Below are 20103 nucleotides of genomic sequence, written 5' to 3' on the forward strand. Positions count from 1 at the left end.
GCCGTGTTTCACGTGAAACATCCCTCATGCGAAACACGGCCCGCATTGCCACGGATCGGTCAACTTCCGTCCGGCAGACGTCCGACGGGAAGCCTGAGCGTCGTCAACGCGCCTCCGTCCGGGGCGTTGGCGAAGCTCAGCGCGATCTCCAGGACCGCCGCCTGGCCCGCCACGATCGTCAGCCCCAGTCCGTGGCCGCGCCCGCGTCCGGGGTCTCCGGTGCGGAAGCGCTGCGGGCCCTGCTCGATCAGTTCCGGCGGGTAGCCGGGCCCGTGGTCGCGGACCGTCACCACCGGCCCGTCCACGGACACCTCGATCGGTGGCCGGCCGTGCTTGTGCGCGTTGACCAGCAGGTTGGTCAGGATGCGGTCCAGGCGCCGCCGGTCGGTGAGCACCGCGGCGTCGCGGATCACCCGTACCGAGACGGCGGGCCCGGCTCCCGCCACGGCCCGTTCCACCGCCCGGCCGAGCTCCACCCGGGCGAGATCGGCCCGCTCCACGCCCGATTCCAGCCGGGAGATCTCCAGCAGGTCCTCGGTGAGCAGGTGCAGGGCCTTCAGCCGGTCGTTGATCATCTCCTTGGGGCGGCCCTCGGGCAGCAGGGCCGCCGCGGCCAGTGAGCCGGTGAGCGGGGTCCGCAGCTCGTGGGCCACATCCGCGGTGAAGCGCTTCTCGGCCTCCAGCCGTTCCTGGAGCGATCCGGCCATCAGGTCCAGCGCCTGCGCCACGTCCCGTACTTCGTCACGGTCCTGGGAGCGGCGGCCCGCCCGCCGCTCGTCGGCCCGGGAGGGGAATCCCACGCGGGCATCCAGGTCCCCGGCGCTGATCCGGCGGGCCACGGCGGCGGTGGTCGCCAGCCGCCGGCTGATCCGGTCGGCGAGGAAGAGGCCGGCCAGCGCCACCACCCCGGCGGCCAGTGCGGCGGAGGCGAGGATCGCGGTGTCGATGTCCCGCAGCCGGTTGCGGGTGCCCTCGAACGGGATCCAGACGGCGAGGGCCTGCCGGTCCGCGGGGGCCGCCGCCCACATGACCGGCTTGCCGTTCAGCGAGCCGACCATGCTGCCGGTGTCGCCGCGGGCGACCAGGTCGCGCAGCGGGCGGGGAAGCTGGGGCGGGTCGAGGACGATGTTCACGTCGCCGTGGGTGGTGCCGTACTCGTAGTGGCTGAGGGCGTGCTCCAGGGCGGTGTCCGCGTCCTTGCGGACCTCGCCGACGATCTGCCGGGCGACCACGTTGTGCACCAGGACCCCGAGGGCGGCGGCGACCATGCAGCACACCGCCGTGGTGGTCAGGGCGATCTTCCAGCGGAGGCTGCTCAGCGCGTGCATCGCTGCGCGTCCGGGCTGGGCGGGACGCCGGTGGGGGAGGCGCAGTCGTCGAGGGTGAGCTGGCTGAGGTTCATGATCCCGGCCTGCGGGTCCCACACGTAGTCGGAGACGGCGACGTAGGCGGGATTCGATGTCGGTTCGCGGACCGCCAGATGCCCGGCGGCCACCTCCACCCCCTCCAGCACCGCCCGCCGGGACAGGACCCGGGCGATCCTGCCGTCGTCCTGGACGGTGTAGACGCGCAGTTCGCTGAGCCGGCCGTCGAGGTCCAGGGCGGTGATCAGCTCCTCCCGGCCGTTGCCCGTCAGGTCGTGGAGGACCGCGGGGCGCACCGGGCAGTCGGGTCCGCCGTCCACAGCCTGTGTACAGAGCGCGAGCCGCTGGACGGCCCGGGGGTCGACGAGCCGGCCCGTGCCGCCGTCCTGTTCAGTGGCGGAGGTGACATCGGCGCGGACGACGCTCACCGGGTTCACCCCGCGCATGCTCAGGTCCGCAACCTCGGGCAGGCCCGGGACGACAGTGGCCGTGTCCGGATTCTGGGCGGGGTCGGGCGGACCGGGGCGGAAGTCCTTCCACAGGCTCTGCGGGGCGTGCACCGTGCCCATGTCGCCCTCGCTCTGCAGCCCTTCCACGTCGGCGCACCCCGCCAGGGTGAGGACGAGGGACAGGACGGCCGGGGCGCGGTACATGCTCCGATGCTCCCCCGTCCGGTCCCGCCCGGCCCGGTCAGCGCTCCGGCTGGGTGATGGCCCGGGCCGCCGCGAGCTCCTGGTGGACGGGGGCCAGGACGCCCGTTCCGTCGCCCTCCGGTTCGCCCTCGACGCGTACCGGGGTGGTGCTGCTGCGGACGCGGCCGGCCAGTTCGCGCAGCTGCCGGGCGAGCCCGGCCACCTCCTCGGCGGCCGGGGGCGGGGCGCCGTGGTTGACGCGGACCCGGGCGGCGGTGGAGGCGTCCACGATCCGTTCCACGGCGACGACCAGCGGCCACCACGCGGCGGCCCGGGTGCCGGTCGGCGGCGGCTCGGTCAGGGCCCGCTGGAACTCGCTGCGTACGCCGGACAGGTCGCGGTAGAGCCGCCGCCGGGCCTGGAGCCGGGCGGTCCGCGCCGCCGCGAGGGCGGCGTCGTCGGCGGCCGGTGCGAAGGCCCGCTCCAGATAGCGGGCGGCGTCGTCGACGGTGTCGGCGAGCCGGTCCCCGATCCGGGTGTGCCAGCTCTCGGGCCACAGCAGGTATCCGGCGGTCAGGGTGATCGCGCAGCCGATCAGGCTGTCCAGCAGCCGGGGCCGGATCAGGTCGAAGCCCTGGTGGTTGAGCAGGTCCGAGAGCAGCAGGATCACCGGGGTGATCGCGGCGGTCTGGAAGGCGTACCCCTTGGCGGAGAAGACCGGGATCAGTGCGCCGAGCACCATGATCACCGGTACGTCCCACCAGCCGCGCGGTACCTCGGCGAGCACGGCGGCGGCGACGACCAGCCCGAGCGCGGTGCCGAGCGCGCGCAGCAGGGCCCGGGAGAACACCGAGCCGAAGTCGGGCTTGAGGACGAAGGTGACGGTCAGCGCGATCCAGTAGGACCGCTCGACCTCGACCACCGACACCAGCGACTGCGCGAGGCCGATGCAGAGGGCGAGCCGCAGTCCGTAGCGCCAGGAGGCCTCGGACAGCATCATGTCGCGCACCGCCCGCTTCGCACGCACCCTGAGCGCGGCGGGCCGGCCGAGGCGGTCGTCGACGTTGGACGGGTCCGGTTCGGCGAGGTGCACGACGGTTGCGGCGTGGCGCAGCGCCGTGTCGAGGGCCCGCTCTGCGGGGGTGCCGGCGGGGGGCAGGACCAGTACGGGTGTCCCGGTGCGGCCCTCCTCGACGGCCGCGGCGAGCTCCCGTACGGCGGCGGGGATCGCGGGGGGCAGCGGCCGGCCGCGCAGGTGTGCGGCGGGCGCGGCCTCCACCAGCGGGATCACCACGTTGAGCTGGGCGAGCATGCGGACGAGCGACTGGCTGCGCCCGTGCACCCGGGCCCGGCGGCCCAGGATCAGGTCGTAGGCCTGGTTGAGTTCCTGCGTGACCCGGCGGCGCCGCTCGTCGTAGAGGTCGGCGGGGCCGCCGGCGGCCTCCAGGGTGTCCGCCAGGGCCCGGTAGGTGGCGGCGACCGCCGCCCGTTCGGGCTGGCGGCCGCGCAGGGGCCAGCCCAGCAGGGTCAGTGCGAGGACGAACAGCCCGCCCGCGCCCAGCAGCAGCGGGGCCGTCCACCAGGGCTGCGGCATCGGGAGTCCGGCGCCGACCACGGCGTTGAGCAGGAGCAGCAGCCCGGACACGGAGGCGACCGTGCCGATGGAGGAGATCATCCCGGAGACCAGGGCGATGAGGGTGAGCACGCCGACGGCCACCCAGCCGTGGCCGTAGACGAGGGTGCCCAGGGCAACGCCGACGGCGCCGAAGAACTGCGGCACGGCGATGTTCAGGACGCGCATCCGGTAGGCGTCGGCGGTGTCGCCGATGACCCCGGACAGGGCGCCCATGGAGGCGAGCGCGCCGTACTCGGGCTCGTCCAGGGCGAAGCCGACGGCGAGCGGGACGGACAGCGCGACCGCCGCCCGTGCCGCGGCGGCCCAGGGGACGGGCGCGGTGGTCGGCCGCAGCCCTTCGAGCAGCCAGGCGGGCGGAGCCAGCGGATGGTGACGCGCTCGCCGCGACGATATGTGTTCGGTGCGTTCGGTGCTCATTCCGCTTCCGTGCCGCCGCTCGCGAATCGGTTCTTCTGCGCTCTTCTGAGTCGTTCTGCGTGTGTTGTACCTTCCGAGCTTATGGGGTGCGGCGTAGTCGTCCCGTCACCCATGCCGCCAGGGCCGCCGCGAGCCCGATCAGCAGCACGGCCCAGGCGGTGGTCCGCAGGAACGCGGTCAGGGCGTCGTACACCGCTCCGGCCGCGGCCCGGTCGATGTCGGCGGGCAGGTCCTCCAGGGTGAGGCGGCGGCACACCTCCACGGTGAGCCACAGCAGTCCGGCCCCCACCGCCAGGCCCAGTCCGGTGGCGATGACGGCACGCCGCCGGTGGACGGCCACCGCGACGGCCGACACGGCCAGGACCAGGGTCAGGACGGGGAGCCAGACGCCGGCGATCTGGAGCATGCGGAACCCCTTCCGGAGGGCGCCGAGGTTGTCGTACTCCATGACCTCCACCGACAGCCGCGTCACGGGGATGCGGTCCGCGAAGGGCACCTGGTCGGAGACGAGTTCGCTCTTGATCCGGTCGATGACGGGCGCGAGGTCGATGGTGACGGCGTTGCCGTGGCCGGTGGTGAGCGCGTCGAGGAAGGCGGCGTGGGCGGCGCGGTTGGCCGCGTCCCAGGCCGTCCGGTAGGCGGAGGTGTCGGCGAAGGAGTGCAGGGCCTCGCCGAGCAGGGCGTCCACGCCCGCCTGGAAGGGGCCCGCGTCGATCTGCCCGGTGAGGGCGCGGGCGGTCCGGGTGACGACGACCTCCCGCACGGCCGGGTTCTCGGCGAGCGGGGACATGGCCGCGGTGTAGCGGTCGGCGTCGCCCAGCTCGCGGTCGGCCCAGTACGCGACGGCGCTCGCGGGCACGAGGAGGGTCACGAGCACGATGAGAACCGCCGACAGGATGCTGCGCACGTCACCAGGGAAAGCGGGGACGGGCCGCGGCGCGAGCGGTGTTGCTGCGGTCGGGTGGTGGGTCCCCGGACGGCGTGGGATCCTTGCCTCCCTTATACTGGACATCTAATATCCAGAATATGAAGATGAGCGAGGGCGTCGAGTGGGCGCTGCACAGCTGCGTCAACCTGGCCTGGAGCGGACCGGACCGCGCGGTGTCGGCGGCGCGGCTCGCCGCCTGGCACGACCTGCCCGCGGCCTATCTCAACAAGCAGCTGCAGGCGCTGGCCCGGGCGGGCATCCTCACCTCCAGCCCCGGACCGCGCGGCGGCTTCCGGCTGGCCCGGCCGCTCGGCGCCGTCTCGCTCATGGACGTGGTCGCCGCGGTCGAGGGGCCCGAAGAGGCCTTCCGGTGCGCGGAGATCCGCCGGCAGGGGCCCGGCGCGGGCGCGCCGGCGGCCGAGGGCGCCGACGCCGCCGACTGCGCCATCGCGCACGCCATGAGCCGGGCCGAAGTGGCCTGGCGCAGGGCGCTCGCGGCCCAGAACCTCGACGAGATCCGGCAGCAGGCCGAACGGCAGGCCCCCGAGGCCCCGCAACGGCTGCGCGCCTGGCTCGCCGCGCAGTAGCAGTGAGTACCGCCCGTACGGACACGGACACGGGCAGGGGCACCACGGGCACGGATACGGACACAGGGACACGGAAGCAGGGAGCTCGGCATGACGCGCAGCATCATCAACCCCGCAGGACTCCACACCCCGACCGGCTACGGCTACAGCCACGTCGTCGCCGCCCCCGGCGAACAGGTCTTCATAGCCGGCCAGTACGGCTCCGACGAGAGCGGCCACGTCGTCTCCGACGACTTCGCCGATCAGGTGGAACGGGCCTTCGTCAACCTCCGCACCGCGCTCGCCGCGGCCGGCCTCGGCCCCGCCGACGTGGTCCGCGTCGGCACCTACATCGTCGATCACGACCAGCGGAAGCTGGAGGTACTCCTGAAGCACCTGCACGCCACCTGGGGCACCGGACTTCCCGCGCAGACCCTCATCGGGGTCGCCGCCCTGGCCCTGCCCGGCATGCTCTTCGAGATCGACGCCGTGGCGGTGCGCACGCCCTGAGCGCCGGTCCGCTGATCCACTTGCCGGGCGGAGGCGGCGGGTGTGCCCTGGAGGATGGGAGAGAGGAGCCCGTCATGGCACATGCGGCACACGCTGCCCCCCGGCGGCACCGGCAGATGGCGGACATGACCCACTTGAGCAAGGGCGCCTATGTGAGGCCATTGCTCCTCGGACTGGTCTACGGCGTCTGGTGCGCGTTCATCGAGCGCCAGGAGGGCCCGGTCACCGCGGCCAACGTCTTCTACGGGATCCTGTGCGGCGTGATCTTCGCGGCGATCATGTTCGGGCTCGCCAGGGTCGGCCCGCGGATGATGCGCGAACTCCACGCCACCGCCTACGGGGCCTTCGGCGGTATCGCCGTGGGCTACCTGCACAGCCTCACCGACGAGTCGATCCTGACATCCGTCGTGATCGGTCTGGCGGTCGCCGTCGGCGTCGGCGCCGTCGCTTTCTACCGCTACTACACGCACGAGGACTGAGCGGGGCCGCACGGCCGGGCTCGCAGCGGCGCCGGTTCCCCCGCCCTCTGATCCGGGGCGGGGGAACCGGCGCCGTTCCCTGTCCGAGCGGCTGCTACGCGGCCGAGCCGCCGGCCGCGGTCCGCTGCGGATCACCTTCGTCCTCGACGGACGGGGCCGGGGTCTTCGGCGGGGCGGTCGGCTCTGCCTTGCGTACGGGCGGCGCGAAGCGGGTGACCTCGGCGCGGAGCATGGCGTTCAGTGCGGCGTACGGGTCGATGGGCATGGCGGAACCTCACGGTGCTCAAGGGGTGTGGGGGGATGCGCTGGGGACCGGGCCCGCTCAGCAGCGCAGCACCACACTCCGCACCGTCCGCAGGGACAAGGCCGGTTCGGCCGCCTCCGCGCGGGGCCCGCGGCCCGGGGCGCCGCTCTGTTTCACGTGAAACAGAGCGAGCGGGATCCGCTGCACACAGGCCGGCCCGCGCGCGGCCGCACGGACGGCCGTGCGTGCCTCGGGATCGGCCGCCGGTTCCGACTGGCCCTCCGCGGGCTCGGCGGGCTCCACGGGAGCGGTGGGCTCCGCGGGGGCCGAGGAGGCCGGGCGGTGCTCCGCGGCGGCCGCTCCGGCCGGACCGGCACCGAACACGCACAGCAGCACGACGCAGGCCGCGGTGAGCGCCCTCGTCAGTGCCGTGCGTGCGTGTCGCCTCCAGGTCATGCGAGGGGTGTGCCCCGCCACGCCGGAAGACTCCCGTACGGACCCCCAGAAGCCGCCGACCGGGGGACGAAGACACCCCCCACGGCTGACAGCCCGCCAGGTGTCAACTGCTGCTGCGGTGCCCGGACAGCCGGGCCAGCACGGCGGTCTCCCCGCCGATCACCCGCAGTTGGGCGCGGCCGGTGGGCTCCTCGGGCTCCGTCACCCTGCCGGGTGAGATCCCTACGACGGTGAACACGGCCGTACGGCGGTCCGCGCGCGGGATCTCGATGGTCCGGCCCCGGCGCAACTCCCCCAGCCGCAGGCCCGTTCCGGTGACCACCGCCGTTCCGGCGGCGCCCGGCGCCGGACCTCCGGAGTCCCAGGCGGCCTCCTCGCGGTCCCCGCCGAACGGCACGTCGACGCCCAGGCTCGGGATGCGCAACCGCAGCGGCCGGGCGGCCCGCAGGGGACCGGAGACCGTTCTCAGCGGCCCGGCGGCGGCCACCCTGCGCGGCCGGATCACCTCACCGGGGTCGTGCGCACCGGACTGTTCCAGCTCCCGCACCAGACGGCGGTGGCCGGAGAGTCCCAGCGCCCGCGAGGGCAGTGCGTCGTCGGTGCCGACGGCTGCGGGCGTGCCGCCCTCGGTCCGCTGCAACACCACGACGGTGGTGGACAGCAGAGCCACCGTCAGAGAGGCGACGACCCACTTGGCGCGGGGCATGGGATTCCCTCCTGTCCGGCTCGTGCGGCCGGGTCATGTGAGCAGTGGACACTTCCTCTGCCCATCGGCACACCGTGAAACACGAGAGACTGACATGGAGTCACGGGCGTGTCGTCGCACGTTCGGGGAGTCTTCGCAGTTCGGGCCGGTCGGGCGCACCGGACGCCGGGGGCGGCGCGGATACGCCCGAACGGGTGAGGGCGCGACGCAGCCGGGTGGGAGCGCGACGGAACCGGGAGAGGGCCCGACGGAGCCGGGGGAGCGCCGACGGAGTCCGGCGGCCCCGGCCCGAGGGGTCACATGACGACGGCCGCCGTGCCCGCCCCCATGAGCGCGGCGGCCAGGTGCATGGCCGGATGGCCGTAGTCGCCGTACCAGAGGTGGCGGGCCAGGCCGCCGAGCGCGGCCAGCGCGGCGATGATGCCGATCTGGCCGAACAGCGTGATGGCGCAGCAGGGGGCCAGGAGCAGCAGGAAGGAATTCAGCCAGAAGGGTGCGGCACCCGTCCAGCCCCGCCATTCCCTGATCGCCGTTGCCATGGACCATCGGCCTTTCATCGTCAACTTGTCGGCTGCACAGCCTCCTTGGGTGCGGGAGCGGACACAAGGGCCCGGTCGGCTAGAAAACGGAAGGCCAGGCCGAAAGTCGTCCACACGGTGGTCCGGACGGCCCGGGACGCCGGAGGGCGGTGGTGGTGGGAGCGGATCAGTGGCAGGGGAACCCGAGCAGGTGGCGGCCGTCGTGCACCCACTCGTGGATGGTCTCGCCCTCGAAGAGGGCGGTGGCGCCCTGCTCGGCGCCGACGAAGTAGAGCAGGACGAGCATCAGGACGCCGGCGAACACCGCCCAGGGGGCGAGCACGGAGAGCGAGATGGGGGTGAGGGCGGGGGCGTTCGTCGTGGGCACGGCGGAGTTGGCCATTGCAGAACCTCCAGAGGGAACACGCGTCCCGGTCAGTGGTGCGCTCGACGACGGTGGCGGGTCTGACTCGCCTCCCCTCAGGGAGGATTCACAGTGGCGCGACCGTGCCGGATTCTCACCGGTGCTTCCGCCGTACCGTCGTCATGGACTTGTCTCGTTCGTGACGGTACCGCGCTTAGGCTCCCCTTATGAAGAGTCAGTCGGTGCGCGTCCATCTCGTGCGCCCCCCACTGGACCCGGCCGCCCGCCAGGGCCGCTTCGGCCACCCGCGGCCGTGTGCCGGCCACGAGGGCCTGCGCGGGCCGGACACCGGGGAGTGGGCCGGCCGCACCCTGGACGAGGTGGCCGCGCAGGCACCGCAGGCCCTGAACGCGTGGCTGACGGACCCCGGGTACGCGCCACCGGGCGGGGAGTCCGTGGACGCGCTGATCGCCCGCGTCGGGGCGGAGCTGGCCGGCCTGGCGCCGGGCACGTACCGCTTCGAGGTCGACCAGGCCGTCGTACGGGCGGCCGTGGTGCACGCCCTGGAGCTGCCGGCGGCGGCCTTCTGGCGCCTCGACGTCCGCCCGGAGTGGGTGACCACCCTGACCGGACGGGCCGGGCGCTGGAACCTGCTCGTGGGCCGGCCGCAGGACGAGCTGCCCGACGCGTAGCGCGAGGCCGGGCCCGGACCCCGCGACGCGGTCCGGGCCCGGCTCACGACCGGCGCGGGAGCGGGTCCGCTACGCCACGATCCAGTCGGACGTCGCGATGACCGGCTGCACGCCGTCACGGTGGACGGTGCCCTCGATCAGGCCGTACATGCGGTCCGCGGCGAAGTAGACCTCGTTGTCGTTCTTGAGGCCGAAGGGCTCCAGGTCGACGAGGAAGTGGTGCTTGTTGGGGAGGCTGAGCCGCACCTCGTTGACCCTGGGGCAGTTGTCCAGCACCCGCTCGGCCATCTGGTTCAGGGTCTGCTGGAGCGAGTACGAGTACGTCTCCGCGAAGGCCTCCAGCATGTTCTTGCGGACCTTCTTGTACGCCTGGTCCCAGTCGTACCGGGGGTCGTCGGCGGCCAGCGCCGAGTGCGCCCAGCGCGCGGTGACCTTGGTCGCCAGGATGCGGTCGTACGCCTCCTTGAGCGTCGTGTACTTGTCCTTGATGTACCCGTGGAACTCGGAGTTCGTCGAGTTCATCACCGTGAGGTCCTTCAGGCCCGAGATGACCTGGAGGCCGGTCGTCTCGCTGTAGGTGATCTGCGCGGTGCGCACCTCCTGGCCCTTGAGGGCGAAGGAGTGCTGCTCCTTGCGCGTCGGGACCGGGATGCGCTCCCAGGCGAATTCCTCGATGCGGATCCGGGCCTCGCGGATGGGTGCCTGCGAGGAGACGAAGTGCTTGGCGAGCAGGATGCCGAAGGCCTCCGGGGACTCGATGCCGTGCTCCTTGCCGAAGGCGTACACCGTGTTCTTGGTGGTGTCGGTCGGCAGGCAGTTGGCGTTGTCGCCGGTGAGGTGGACGTCGCGGAACTCACCGCGGAGCGCGACCGAGACGTTGAGGTCGCGGATCTCGTGCCAGGAACCGTCGTTGCCCTTGCGGGTGACCTTGACGATGCGGTTCTCGGCCTTGCCGTACTGGTTCTGGGCCAGGACGTGCTTGCTCATGCTGTCTTCCTTCGGGTACTCGGGAACACGGAGTCCGTCTTTCTGGATCCCGTACGCCCGGCGTCCAGCGGTCGTCCCGCTCCCCGCCGTTCGGCCCCGAGGGGGGCCGCCCCGGGACTGACGTGCATCCCGGTCCGTAGGTGGTGCTCGGCCTGTTCAGGCATGGGTGGCCTGCACGGATTGCAGCATGCGCGCGGCGGGTTGACCACCGCACGGATCCTCCGAACACCGATACCAACGGATTGGGCGACCCCACAGAAGCGCAGGTCAGACGGTGTGCGCGTCGGCGACCGCCAGAGCCTCGTCCAGGATCCGCAGCCCCTTCGCCGCGTCCTCGGGCGAGATGTTGCAGGCGGGCGCGATGTGGATCCGGTTGCCCGCGACGAGCGGCCAGAGCCCGCCCTTCTTGCATGCCGCGCCGAATTCCGCCATCGGCGCGTTGTCCGCCCCGGCGGCGTTGTACGGGACCAGCGGCTCGCGCGTCTCCTTGCTGCGGACGAGTTCCAGGGCCCAGAACGTGCCGAGGCCGCGGACCTCCCCGACCGACGGGTGGCGCTCGGCGAGCGCGCGCAGGCCGGGCCCGAGGAGCTCGGAGCCGGTGCGGGCGGACTGCTCGACGACGCCCTCCTCCTCCATGACGCCGATGGTGGCGACGGCCGCCGCGCAGGCCAGCACGTGCCCGGAGTACGTCAGCCCGCCCGGGTAGGGCTGGCGGGCGAAGGTCTCGGCGATGGCCGCCGAGATGGCGACACCACCGAGCGGTACGTAGCCGCTGGTCACGCCCTTGGCGAAGCAGATCAGGTCGGGCGTGACGTCCCAGTGCTCGGAGGCGAACCACTTCCCCGTGCGCCCGAAGCCGACCATGATCTCGTCGAGGACGAAGACGATGCCGTAGCGGTCGCAGAGCGCGCGCACCCCGGCCAGGTAGCCGTCGGGGTGTACGAGCACGCCGGGGGCGCCGCCGACGGTCTCCAGGATGATCGCGGCGATGGACTGCGGGCCCTCGAAGACGATGGTGTCCTCCAGGTGGCGCAGGGCCCGCTCGCACTCCTCGGCCTCCGTCGCCGCGTAGAAGGGCGACCGGTAGGCGAAGGGCCCCCAGAAGTGCACGACGCCGGCGGTCGCGGAGTCGTTGCCGAAGCGCCGTGCGTCGCCGGTCAGGTTGATCGCGGTGGAGGTCGCGCCGTGGTACGAGCGGTACGCGGACAGCACCTTCGGACGCCCGGTGTGCAGCCGGGCCATGCGGACGGCGTTCTCCACCGCCTCGGCCCCGGCGTTCGTGAAGAAGATCTTGTCGAGGTCGCCCGGGGTGCGCTCGGCGATCAGCCGGGCCGCCTCGGACCGCACGTCGACGGCGAAGCCGGGCGCGACGGTGCAGAGCCTGGCCGCCTGCTCCTGGATGGCCGCGGTGACCTTGGGGTGCTGGTAGCCGATGTTCGTGTAGACCAGGGCGCTGGAGAAGTCGAGGTAGCGGTTGCCCTGGTAGTCCCAGAAGTACGACCCCTCGGCGCCGGCGACGGCGAGCGGGTCGATGAGCTCCTGCGCCGACCAGGAGTGGAATACGTGCTTCCGGTCAGCGTCTTTCACGGTCGCGAGGACGTCGGCTTCTGCGTTCATGAAATGAGCGTAGTCGTCCAGGATGTGGACACGGTGGGGGCCGGGCCCGCGCCGCCCGGAGCGGCCCCCGGGGTGATCGGCCGCCCAGGACGTCCCGCGCGAGCCCCGCCGCTGCCTCCGTGGCGGCCTTCGTGGCCGCCGGGGAGTCCGGGTGCTCCCCGTACGCCGGGTACTCCCCGGCGAGGCCGCACGGGCCGCGTCCTCGACCCGGGCCGCGTCCGCCCGCGCATGGCCGGGGCCGCCGCGCACGGCTACTTGTCGAAGTAGCTGAAGTCCCCGACGGTCCAGGCGCTGACGTCGCTCAGGGCGATCCGGTACATCCCGCCGGTCTCGGGGATGCCCACCGGGCCCTGGAGGATGCGTGCCACGTGGAAGTGCAGGTGCGAGGGCGGGCCCGCGGGCCGTCTGGCCGTGGCCGCGGTGGTGGAGCTGAAGACCTCGGCGAACGGGCCCAGCTGCTCGGAGTCCCGCAGGACCTCCGCGACCCGTTCGCGCCAGACGTGTTCGGGGGCGAGGCGGCCGGTGATGACGGCGCCGTTCACGACGACCGTCAGGGACATCTGATTGGTCTGCTCCGACTCGACCATGGCGGCGATGTCGTGAAGCAGGTCGTCAGGGATCGACATGGGCAGGGACTCTAGCAAGCGGGCCCGGTTCCGGGTGGTGCTTCCGCCGCGGCGGCGGCCGATTCGCGGCGCGGACGCGGAAACGGGCGCGCGGCCCGCACCCAGGGGTGCGGGCCGCGCGCCTGAACGTTTTCGCGTCGTCGTCGCCGCTGTCGGTGCCGGCGAGGGCGTCAGGCGGGAACGATGTTCTCGGCCTGCGGGCCCTTCTGGCCCTGCGTGACGTCGAAGGTGACCTTCTGGCCCTCCTGGAGCTCACGGAAGCCGGACGTGGCGATGTTGGAGTAGTGGGCGAAGACGTCCGCGCCGCCGCCCTCCTGCTCGATGAAACCGAAACCCTTTTCCGCGTTGAACCACTTTACGGTGCCGGATGCCATGTGATGTCTCTCCTTTGGGGCAGTGCCCGGGCCGCACTGTGCGGACCCGGCGTCGTCGAGATGATTGCCCCGACCGGAAATCTGAACCGGAAATGAAAAGTGCGCCCACCGGACGATCAGGTGAGAGCACTTGTAAGCTTTTTGGGGACCTCAACCGCAACTGGCGTCACCGTAGCACAGGGAAAAGCGCTGGGCCGGGAACATCTTTCCCTCAGGTAATTCCGGCGTCGCGCCATGGGGATACCGGTCCGTAAATGATATGAACGGCCCGGAAATTCGAGGGGCGATGCCGGAATTCCCCGTCAGGAGCCGATCCGCACCAGCGCGAGGGTGATGTTGTCGGGCCCTCCGGCGTCGATCGCGGCCTTCCACAGCTCGAAGGCCGCCCTGCCGTCGTCGTGCACCCGCAGCAGTTCCTCGATCGCCTCGTCCGGCACCGGGTCGGTCAGCCCGTCGCTGCACACCAGGTAGCGGTCGCCCTCGGCCGGTGTGAACGCCCCGATGTGGGGGGTGATCGCCGTGCGCCCGCGGCTGCCGCCGAGCACCTGGGTGACGGCGGAGGTGGTGCGGTGCCCGGGTGCCGGCGGCGGGCTGTCGTCCACGCTCACCTGGCGCAGCCCGTCGTGCCCCGCGTGGAACACCTTGCTGTCGCCGACGTTGAACGCCAGCAGTGACTCGGCCAGGACGAGGGTGCCCGCGACCGTGGTCCCCATGGCCGTCAGGTCCGGTCGGCCGTCGGTGGCCGCGTACACCGCGTCGTTGCAGAGGTCCAGCGCGTCACCGACCGCCTCCGCGCAGTCCAGCGAGGGGCCGAGCGAGGAGAGCTGGCGCACCACGAGCTCGCTGGCCACCTCCCCGGCCGGCTGCCCGCCGAGGCCGTCGGCGACCGCGACGACGAGCGGTCTGCCGAAGGGGAACACCAGCGTCTGGGGGTTCTGGGTCACCGTCCCGCACAGGGTCCACGGACCGATGACGAGACTGTCCTCGTTGTGCTCGCGGACCAGCCCGACATGGCTCAGGGCGGTCACAGCTATGTACGTCACCTCGACGTCCCGCCTCTCCGCAACGGCACCGGCAGACGCGTCCCCCCGCCACCATTGTCCGCCGCTCCGGCATGCGCGGCGCGGTCTGCCGGAGCACGCTGGTCCTGGAGCTGCCTGTCCCCCGACGGCGGCCGGGCCAGGAAGGACTGCCGCAGATGTTCGCGAGGCTGAGCACCTACCAGGGATCACCCGTCCCCGCGGAAGGGGACCTGGGCGCGCATTCGGAGCAGATCGTCCGGCAGGTGGCGGACGCCCCCGGCTTCCTGGGCGTGTACTACCTGGTCGACCGGGCCACCGGGGAGGCGAAGTCGCTCACCCTGTGGGAGGACGAGCAGAGCATGCGGGACAGCGAGGAGCTCGCCCACCGGATCCGCGAGGAGACCGCGCGCCGGGAGGGCCAGCAGGTTCTCGGGGTCGAGCACTTCGAGGTGGGCTTCAGCCATCTGAGGCCGTAGTAGCAGCCTCCGGCGCACGCGTCCCGGCGCGGCGTGAGAGAGAGGTACGAAGGACGAGGAGCGATGGTCATGGGCAAGCTCTCGATCGACCAGCTGCGGGAACGCGTACGCGGGGCGGTGGTCACCCCCGGTGACGACGCCTACGACGAGGCCCGCGCGGTCAACAACGCCATGATCGACCGGAGGCCGGCCGTCGTCGTGCGGTGCGCCAACGCCGGCGACGTCATGGCGACGGTCGACTTCGCGCGGGAGAACGGGCTGGACCTCGCGGTCCGCGGCGGTGGTCACAGCGTGCCCGGCTTCGGCACCTGCGACGACGGAGTGGTCGCGGACCTGTCCGGGATGCGCGGGGTACGCGTCGACGCCGCGCGCCGCACGGCACGTGCCGAGGGCGGCGCCACCTGGGGCGACTTCAACGCGGCCACCCACGCCTACGGGCTGGCCACCACGGGCGGGATCATCTCCACCACCGGCATCGGCGGACTCACCCTCGGCGGCGGCATCGGCTACCTGTGCCGCGGGCTGGGGCTGAGCTGCGACAACCTGGTCTCGGCCGATGTGGTGACGGCGGACGGCCGGCTGGTCGTGGCGAGCGAGGAGGAGAACCCGGACCTCTTCTGGGCGCTGCGCGGCGGCAGCGGCAACTTCGGCGCGGTGACCTCGTTCGAGTACCGGCTCAGCCCGGTCAAGGACATCTACGGCGGGCCGATGCTCTTCGAGGTGGACGACGCCGCCACCGTGCTGCGCTCCTTCGCCGAGTACATCGCCGACGCCCCGGAGCAGCTCGGCGGCTTCCCCGCCTTCCAGCTCGCCCCGCCGCTCCCGTTCATCCCGGAGGACCGGCACGGCGATCCCTTCGCCCTGATCGTGGGGTGCTGGGCCGGGCCGCTCGACGAGGGCGAGAAGGCCCTGAGGGTCTTCCACGACTTCGCCCCGGTGGTCGCCGAGCACGTCGGTCCGATGCCGTACCCGGCGCTCAACAGCGCCTTCGACGCGCTCGTGCCGCCGGGCCTGCAGCACTACTGGAAGGCCAACTTCGTGACCGAACTGACCGACGCCGCCATCGAGGCGCACCTGGTCCACGGTCCGAAGCTGCCCGCCGTGAACTCGACGATGCACATCTACCCGATCAACGGCGCCTGCCACCGCGTGGGGCCGGACGAGACGGCCTTCGCCTACCGCGACGCCTCCTTCGCCACCGTCATCGCCGGGATGTGGCCGGACCCCGCGGACAACGAGGCGAACATCGCCTGGGTCCGCGACTACTACGAGGCCACCGCCCCGCACTCGGAGGAGGGCGGCTACATCAACTTCATGGCCGAGGACGACCAGAGCCGGATCAGGGCCAACTACAAGGGGAACTACGACCGTCTGGCCGAGGTCAAGCGGACCTACGACCCGGGCAACCTCTTCCACCTCAACCAGAACATCCAGCCCGCCGCCTAGCGATGCGGCCGCGGGGCGGGCCGGTGGTGGGGCGGGCCGGTGGCGGGGTGGAGCGGTGCGGATGCGGACCGTGTCCGGTTATGCATATTTTGTCGTAGTACCGGAAGGTCCCGTACGCCTGGTTTGCCTGATCGAGGAAGGCCCCCTCCATGAAGCGTTTCCCGGTGATCGGCGTGCTCTGCCTGAGCGCGGTGTTCGGCCTCAGTGCGTGTTCCGACGACAGTTCCCCCGCCGAGGAGGCCACCGAGGCCGCGGCCGACCTGTGCACCGACCTGAACGCGCTCAAGGCCGACAACGCCAAGCTGAAGGCCCTGAACCCCGCCGTCGCGACCAAGGACGAGCTCAAGGACGCCTACGACGCCGTCCAGCAGGACTGGGAGGACGTCAAGGAGAACGCGAGCAAGATGAAGGACGCGGAGCGCGAGGCGGTCCAGTCCGCCGCCGAGAACCTGAAGAAGGGGTACGAGGACCTGCCGGGCGACACCACCGGCAAGGACGCGCTCACCCAGCTGCAGCCGCAGATCCAGTCGCTGGACCAGGCCGCGACGGCCGCCGCCTCCGGTCTCAAGTGCCCCGGCTGACAGCCGCTCCTGCGCGGGAAGGCCCCGTCCGGTTCCTCGGGCGGGGCTTCTCCGCGTGGCGGGGTGTGCCCGCTCAGGGCTCCTCGTCGTCCACGAACGGCGGTCCCCCGTGGCCCGCGTGTCCCGCACTGCCCCGCCTGCGCATCCCGACCCGCATCGCGCCGAAGAGGGCCTTGGCGATCACACCCACCACGACCAGGTCGGCGATCATCTGCACGGTGGTCAGCACCCGCCCGGTCCCGGTCACGGGGACGATGTCCCCGAAGCCCACGGTCGCGAACACCGTCACCGTGAAGTAGAGGGCGTCCGTGCGGTTCAGGGCCTCCGAGAAGGTGGCCGGGATGCTCTCCGAGAGCATGAAGTACGTGGCGGAGAAGACGAACAGGAACAGCGGGACGGCGGTGGCCATGGCTTCGAGCATGCTCAGCCGCGGATACTCCGCCCGGGTGATGGCGTTGACCTGCCAGGCGACCAGCAGGCCGAACGCGGCCAGCCCCAGCACGAGCGTGAGGACCGTCAGGCCGCCGAACCCGCCCTCCAGGGGCGACAGGTAGTACAGCGCCGTGAGCAGCACCACCGAGCCGGTCCCGCGCAGGCAGTGGCCCAGCAGGACGCGTCGGCGGTGACGGGCTGCGTTGCGTTCCATGCCTTCAGGAGAACGGCCCGGCCCGTATCCGGCGACCGGAGCGGCGGGCGTACCGCGGTTCCGACGTCAGCGGGTGAGTTCGTAGAGGCTCCTGGCGGCCAGCCACACGCCGAGGACGAGGCAGCCGAGGACGATCGCCGGGTCCTTGTGGTCCGACAGCCACGCCCGCATTCCCGTCAGTGCCCGTGCCGCCCGCTCCGGGGCGAACACCATGTACAGCTCCATCGCCAGCAGGGTGGAGGTGGCCAGGAGGCAGAAGCCGATCAAGGCCAGATAGGTGGCGCTGTGGGAGAGGTCCGCCTGGAGGACCGTGGTGCCGGCTGCGGCGACCATGCCCCACGGCTGGAGGAGCACCCCGAGCCCGGCCGCGGACCACGCGGACGTCCGGTCCATCCGGGAGAGCGCGCTCGGCTCCTCCGCGGAGCGGGACCGGGGCCCTCCGGACTTCCGGGCGGCACCCGCCACGGTGCGGCGCCGGCGCCGGTGCTCGGCGTACGCCACCAGCCCGATGCCGATGGCCAGCCGGACCGCGAGCGCGGCGGTGGACGGCGGGGAACGCGGCGGCGGGGGCTGGCCCCCGGTGACGAGCAGGACGATGGCGATCACGGCGACGAGGCAGCCCAGCCAGGCGAGGATGAAGGCGAGCCCCTTCCACACGCCCCCTGGCGCGGACACCACCAGCACGAAGGCCATGATGGGCAGCGGATTGAGCGCGATCATCAACCCGATGACGATCAGGTCAAGCACCATCGGCTGTTCCCCGTCGGTGGAACGCGCCTTCCTCACGAACGGAGGAAGGCGATCTCATGCCTTCATCATCGCGCTGTCCCGCGTACGGGTGCAAAAGATGCCGCATTCGCTCCGCATGCGGAGCAACCGACCCGCCTGTATCAATGAAGGACCACGTGCATGATCGGAGTCGGGCATGGACGACTATCCACTTCTCAACCTCTTCTGGACGATGCTGTGGTTCTTCCTCTGGGTCATGTGGTTCTTCCTGCTCTTCAAAATCATCACGGACATCTTCCGTGACCACAGCCTGCACGGCTGGGGGAAGGCCGGATGGCTCATCCTCGTGCTGCTGGTGCCCTTCCTCGGCGTGTTCGTCTACGTGATCGCGCGCGGCCGCAGCATGCACGAACGGGACGCGCAGCAGCTGAAGGAGAACGAGGCGGCCTTCCGCTCGTACGTCCAGCAGGCGGCCGTCAGCGGTGGCGGCGGCGGTGGCGGCGGAGCGGACGAGCTGAGCAAACTCTCCGCGCTCAAGGACAAGGGCGACATCACCCAGGAGGAGTTCGACCGGGCCAAGGCCAGGATCCTTGCCTGAGCAGCGCCCGGACCGAGCCGGCGGACCCCGCCCCACCCGGGGCGGGGTCCGCCGGACTCATCCGCGCTCCGGCGGACCGCTGCCCGTGCCCGCCCTCGCGCGCTCCTCCTCGACGCGGCCGCCGGCGGCCAGCAGGGCCAGTACGGCGAGCACCACGAGCAGGATCAGCACCAGCAGCAGCACCGTCAGCACGGTCGGGTGGTTCCACAGCGCGAACACGAGCGCGACCACGACCAGCGCACCCACGGTGAGCGCCTGACGGTGTGCCTGGACCCACCGGCCGGTACCGCCGGTGTGCACCCCGTGCCCGGCACCCCAGAGCGCCGCGGAGTCGGCCGTACGGTCGGCCCTGCCGCGCACGCCGCGCGGCAGACGGCCGGCTCCCGACAGGTAGGCGCCGAGCGCCACGACGATGCCGAGGACGATCGCGGTCCGCAGGCTGACCCGCAGGAACCGCACCAGCGTGTCGAAGACGGCCGCCGCCGCGGCCGGCGACTGGACCTCCGGGGGGAGGTGGTCGAGGTAGTAACGGCGGCCCACGACCAGGGCGATGGCGACGAGCAGGCAGGCGAAGGCGGCGCACAGCGCGGTGGTCACCAGGGCCCGGCGCCGGCGCCGGGCGAGCAGCACGCCGGCCGCGCCGAGGACGACCGTGAGGACCGGCAGCCAGTTGCCGAGGATGTCGAGGAGGTGGACGGCGTCCCTGATCTGCCCGAGCTTGTCGCTCTGGAAGAGCACCATCTGCTTCTTGACCTCGGGGATCTTCTCCGCCGGAGAGACCCCGGCGGCCACGAGCTCTTCCTTGACCTTCTCGACGGCCTCACCGATGTCGAGGGTGACGGTGCCGCCGTCGACCCCGACCGCACCGCGGCCCTGGCCGGTGAGCGCGTGCACCACGGCGTTGTGGGCGGCACGGTTGGCCACGGTCCACACGTTCTCGAAGCGGTCGCTCTCGACGAACCGGGTCGCCACCTTGGTGACGACCTGGTCGGCGGCCGAATCCAGCTGCGGGCCCAGCGCCTTGACCGCCGCGCCCACGCGCGGCGGCAGCCCCTGGGCCTCCAGCCACTTCGCCAGGTCGGCCGTGACCTGGGAGCCGTCCACCCGTACGTCGGCGGCCTCCGTGATGCGGTGGACGGCGGCCTCCTCGATCGCCGGGTTCGAGGCGAGCGGCTCGACCGTGGAGACGTACCGGTCGGTGTCCAGCACGATGTCGTGCACCCAGACGGTGAGCAGCGAGATCGGTACGAGGATGCACGTCAGCGTGATCAGTACCGCCGAGAGGGTGCTCTTCGCGATACGCCCCCCACGGGATCCGCCGCCCGGTCCCGCGGTCGGAGGTGCTGTCGGTGCCGCGCCGGGCGGGTCGCCTGGGGACGGGGACGGCTCACTCATGGCACTCCCGGGGACGACGGGGCAGGGGAGGGGCGGGGGCGCGGCCGGTCGGCCACGCCCTGCCATTGGATCCAGACCCGTACCGGACCCGCCT

25 protein-coding genes are annotated in these 20103 nt (G+C 72.1%); 8 read left to right on the top strand and 17 right to left on the bottom strand.

Annotation, left to right across the window (positions count from 1 at the left end):
• Positions 1-59: 59 nt before the first annotated feature.
• The 4 genes from AAT21_RS17075 to AAT21_RS17090 form a co-directional block, all read right to left on the bottom strand.
• Positions 60-1328 carry a sensor histidine kinase gene (locus AAT21_RS17075; RefSeq protein ID WP_046777730.1) on the bottom strand — a complete coding sequence of 423 codons (1269 nt, stop codon included), beginning with the start codon at positions 1326-1328 and terminating at the stop codon, positions 60-62.
• Positions 1316-2017, bottom strand: coding sequence for a hypothetical protein (locus AAT21_RS17080; protein WP_046777731.1), 702 nt, complete (start codon positions 2015-2017; stop codon positions 1316-1318). The genes AAT21_RS17075 and AAT21_RS17080 overlap by 13 nt, the downstream gene beginning before the upstream one ends.
• Before the next feature lie 37 nt (positions 2018-2054).
• Complete coding sequence (locus AAT21_RS17085) at positions 2055-4049, bottom strand: FUSC family protein (RefSeq protein ID WP_079025759.1); 1995 nt, start codon at positions 4047-4049, stop codon at positions 2055-2057.
• A 79-nt stretch (positions 4050-4128) separates the two neighbouring features.
• Positions 4129-4956 carry a hypothetical protein gene (locus AAT21_RS17090; RefSeq protein WP_046777732.1) on the bottom strand — a complete coding sequence of 276 codons (828 nt, stop codon included), beginning with the start codon at positions 4954-4956 and terminating at the stop codon, positions 4129-4131.
• Between the two features lie 125 nt (positions 4957-5081).
• Between AAT21_RS17090 and AAT21_RS17095 the strand changes: the two genes are divergently transcribed.
• From AAT21_RS17095 to AAT21_RS17105, 3 genes are all read left to right on the top strand, one after another.
• Positions 5082-5564, top strand: a complete 483-nt coding sequence (locus tag AAT21_RS17095; RefSeq protein WP_079025846.1) for an RrF2 family transcriptional regulator — start codon at positions 5082-5084, stop codon at positions 5562-5564.
• A 90-nt stretch (positions 5565-5654) separates the two neighbouring features.
• Entirely contained in the window at positions 5655-6053 is a 399-nt protein-coding gene (locus AAT21_RS17100; RefSeq protein WP_046777734.1) for a RidA family protein, read from the top strand.
• 125 nt (positions 6054-6178) lie between these two features.
• A complete protein-coding gene (locus AAT21_RS17105; protein WP_235438899.1) occupies positions 6179-6532 on the top strand; it encodes a hypothetical protein in 354 nt (117 codons plus the stop codon).
• A gap of 94 nt (positions 6533-6626) precedes the next feature.
• Here the strand turns inward: AAT21_RS17105 and AAT21_RS37610 are convergent, their stop codons facing one another.
• From AAT21_RS37610 to AAT21_RS17125, 5 genes are all read right to left on the bottom strand, one after another.
• Positions 6627-6797, bottom strand: coding sequence for a hypothetical protein (locus tag AAT21_RS37610; RefSeq protein ID WP_157879730.1), 171 nt, complete (start codon positions 6795-6797; stop codon positions 6627-6629).
• A gap of 57 nt (positions 6798-6854) precedes the next feature.
• Positions 6855-7232, bottom strand: coding sequence for a hypothetical protein (locus AAT21_RS17110; RefSeq protein WP_046777736.1), 378 nt, complete (start codon positions 7230-7232; stop codon positions 6855-6857).
• Positions 7233-7335: 103 nt separating this feature from the next.
• Positions 7336-7938 (bottom strand): class F sortase, encoded by a 603-nt coding sequence (locus tag AAT21_RS17115; RefSeq protein ID WP_052757841.1) that lies wholly within the window; start codon positions 7936-7938, stop codon positions 7336-7338.
• A 296-nt stretch (positions 7939-8234) separates the two neighbouring features.
• On the bottom strand, positions 8235-8477 hold the full coding sequence (locus AAT21_RS17120; RefSeq protein WP_030956595.1) for a hypothetical protein: 243 nt from the start codon (positions 8475-8477) through the stop codon (positions 8235-8237).
• Positions 8478-8643: 166 nt separating this feature from the next.
• A complete protein-coding gene (locus tag AAT21_RS17125) occupies positions 8644-8859 on the bottom strand; it encodes a CbtB domain-containing protein (protein WP_046777737.1) in 216 nt (71 codons plus the stop codon).
• A gap of 188 nt (positions 8860-9047) precedes the next feature.
• On the opposite strand from AAT21_RS17125, the gene AAT21_RS17130 reads away from it, so the two are divergent.
• Complete coding sequence (locus AAT21_RS17130) at positions 9048-9512, top strand: histidine phosphatase family protein (protein WP_046777738.1); 465 nt, start codon at positions 9048-9050, stop codon at positions 9510-9512.
• A gap of 69 nt (positions 9513-9581) precedes the next feature.
• On the opposite strand, the gene pucL is transcribed toward AAT21_RS17130, so the two are convergent.
• From pucL to AAT21_RS17155, 5 genes are all read right to left on the bottom strand, one after another.
• Positions 9582-10499 (bottom strand): factor-independent urate hydroxylase, encoded by a 918-nt coding sequence (pucL, locus tag AAT21_RS17135; protein WP_046777739.1) that lies wholly within the window; start codon positions 10497-10499, stop codon positions 9582-9584.
• Between the two features lie 267 nt (positions 10500-10766).
• A complete protein-coding gene (locus AAT21_RS17140) occupies positions 10767-12116 on the bottom strand; it encodes an aspartate aminotransferase family protein (protein ID WP_046777740.1) in 1350 nt (449 codons plus the stop codon).
• A 251-nt stretch (positions 12117-12367) separates the two neighbouring features.
• A complete protein-coding gene (locus AAT21_RS17145) occupies positions 12368-12742 on the bottom strand; it encodes a hypothetical protein (protein WP_046777741.1) in 375 nt (124 codons plus the stop codon).
• Between the two features lie 170 nt (positions 12743-12912).
• Positions 12913-13116: a cold-shock protein gene (locus AAT21_RS17150; protein WP_030030412.1), complete on the bottom strand. Its 204-nt coding sequence runs from the start codon at positions 13114-13116 to the stop codon at positions 12913-12915.
• A gap of 302 nt (positions 13117-13418) precedes the next feature.
• Entirely contained in the window at positions 13419-14159 is a 741-nt protein-coding gene (locus tag AAT21_RS17155; protein WP_046777742.1) for a PP2C family protein-serine/threonine phosphatase, read from the bottom strand.
• Positions 14160-14314: 155 nt separating this feature from the next.
• Here AAT21_RS17155 and AAT21_RS17160 point away from each other — a divergent pair, with 155 nt between their 5' ends.
• The 3 genes from AAT21_RS17160 (at position 14315) to AAT21_RS17170 (ending at position 16641) form a co-directional block, all read left to right on the top strand.
• Entirely contained in the window at positions 14315-14614 is a 300-nt protein-coding gene (locus tag AAT21_RS17160) for a hypothetical protein (protein ID WP_046777743.1), read from the top strand.
• 69 nt (positions 14615-14683) lie between these two features.
• Entirely contained in the window at positions 14684-16060 is a 1377-nt protein-coding gene (locus AAT21_RS17165; protein WP_046778415.1) for an FAD-binding oxidoreductase, read from the top strand.
• Positions 16061-16209: 149 nt separating this feature from the next.
• Positions 16210-16641, top strand: coding sequence for a hypothetical protein (locus AAT21_RS17170; RefSeq protein ID WP_046777744.1), 432 nt, complete (start codon positions 16210-16212; stop codon positions 16639-16641).
• A 73-nt stretch (positions 16642-16714) separates the two neighbouring features.
• Here the strand turns inward: AAT21_RS17170 and AAT21_RS17175 are convergent, their stop codons facing one another.
• Both AAT21_RS17175 and AAT21_RS17180 read right to left on the bottom strand, forming a co-directional pair.
• Positions 16715-17287, bottom strand: coding sequence for a potassium channel family protein (locus AAT21_RS17175; RefSeq protein WP_046777745.1), 573 nt, complete (start codon positions 17285-17287; stop codon positions 16715-16717).
• A 66-nt stretch (positions 17288-17353) separates the two neighbouring features.
• A complete protein-coding gene (locus AAT21_RS17180) occupies positions 17354-18037 on the bottom strand; it encodes a GAP family protein (protein WP_046777746.1) in 684 nt (227 codons plus the stop codon).
• Between the two features lie 175 nt (positions 18038-18212).
• Between AAT21_RS17180 and AAT21_RS17185 the strand changes: the two genes are divergently transcribed.
• A complete protein-coding gene (locus AAT21_RS17185; protein WP_046777747.1) occupies positions 18213-18614 on the top strand; it encodes an SHOCT domain-containing protein in 402 nt (133 codons plus the stop codon).
• 57 nt (positions 18615-18671) lie between these two features.
• Here AAT21_RS17185 and AAT21_RS38080 read toward each other — a convergent pair whose 3' ends face one another.
• A complete protein-coding gene (locus AAT21_RS38080) occupies positions 18672-20009 on the bottom strand; it encodes a hypothetical protein (RefSeq protein WP_200904412.1) in 1338 nt (445 codons plus the stop codon).
• Positions 20010-20103: the final 94 nt, after the last annotated feature.

The organism is Streptomyces yangpuensis, from assembly GCF_001005295.1.
GTDB classification, from domain to species: domain Bacteria; phylum Actinomycetota; class Actinomycetes; order Streptomycetales; family Streptomycetaceae; genus Streptomyces; species Streptomyces yangpuensis.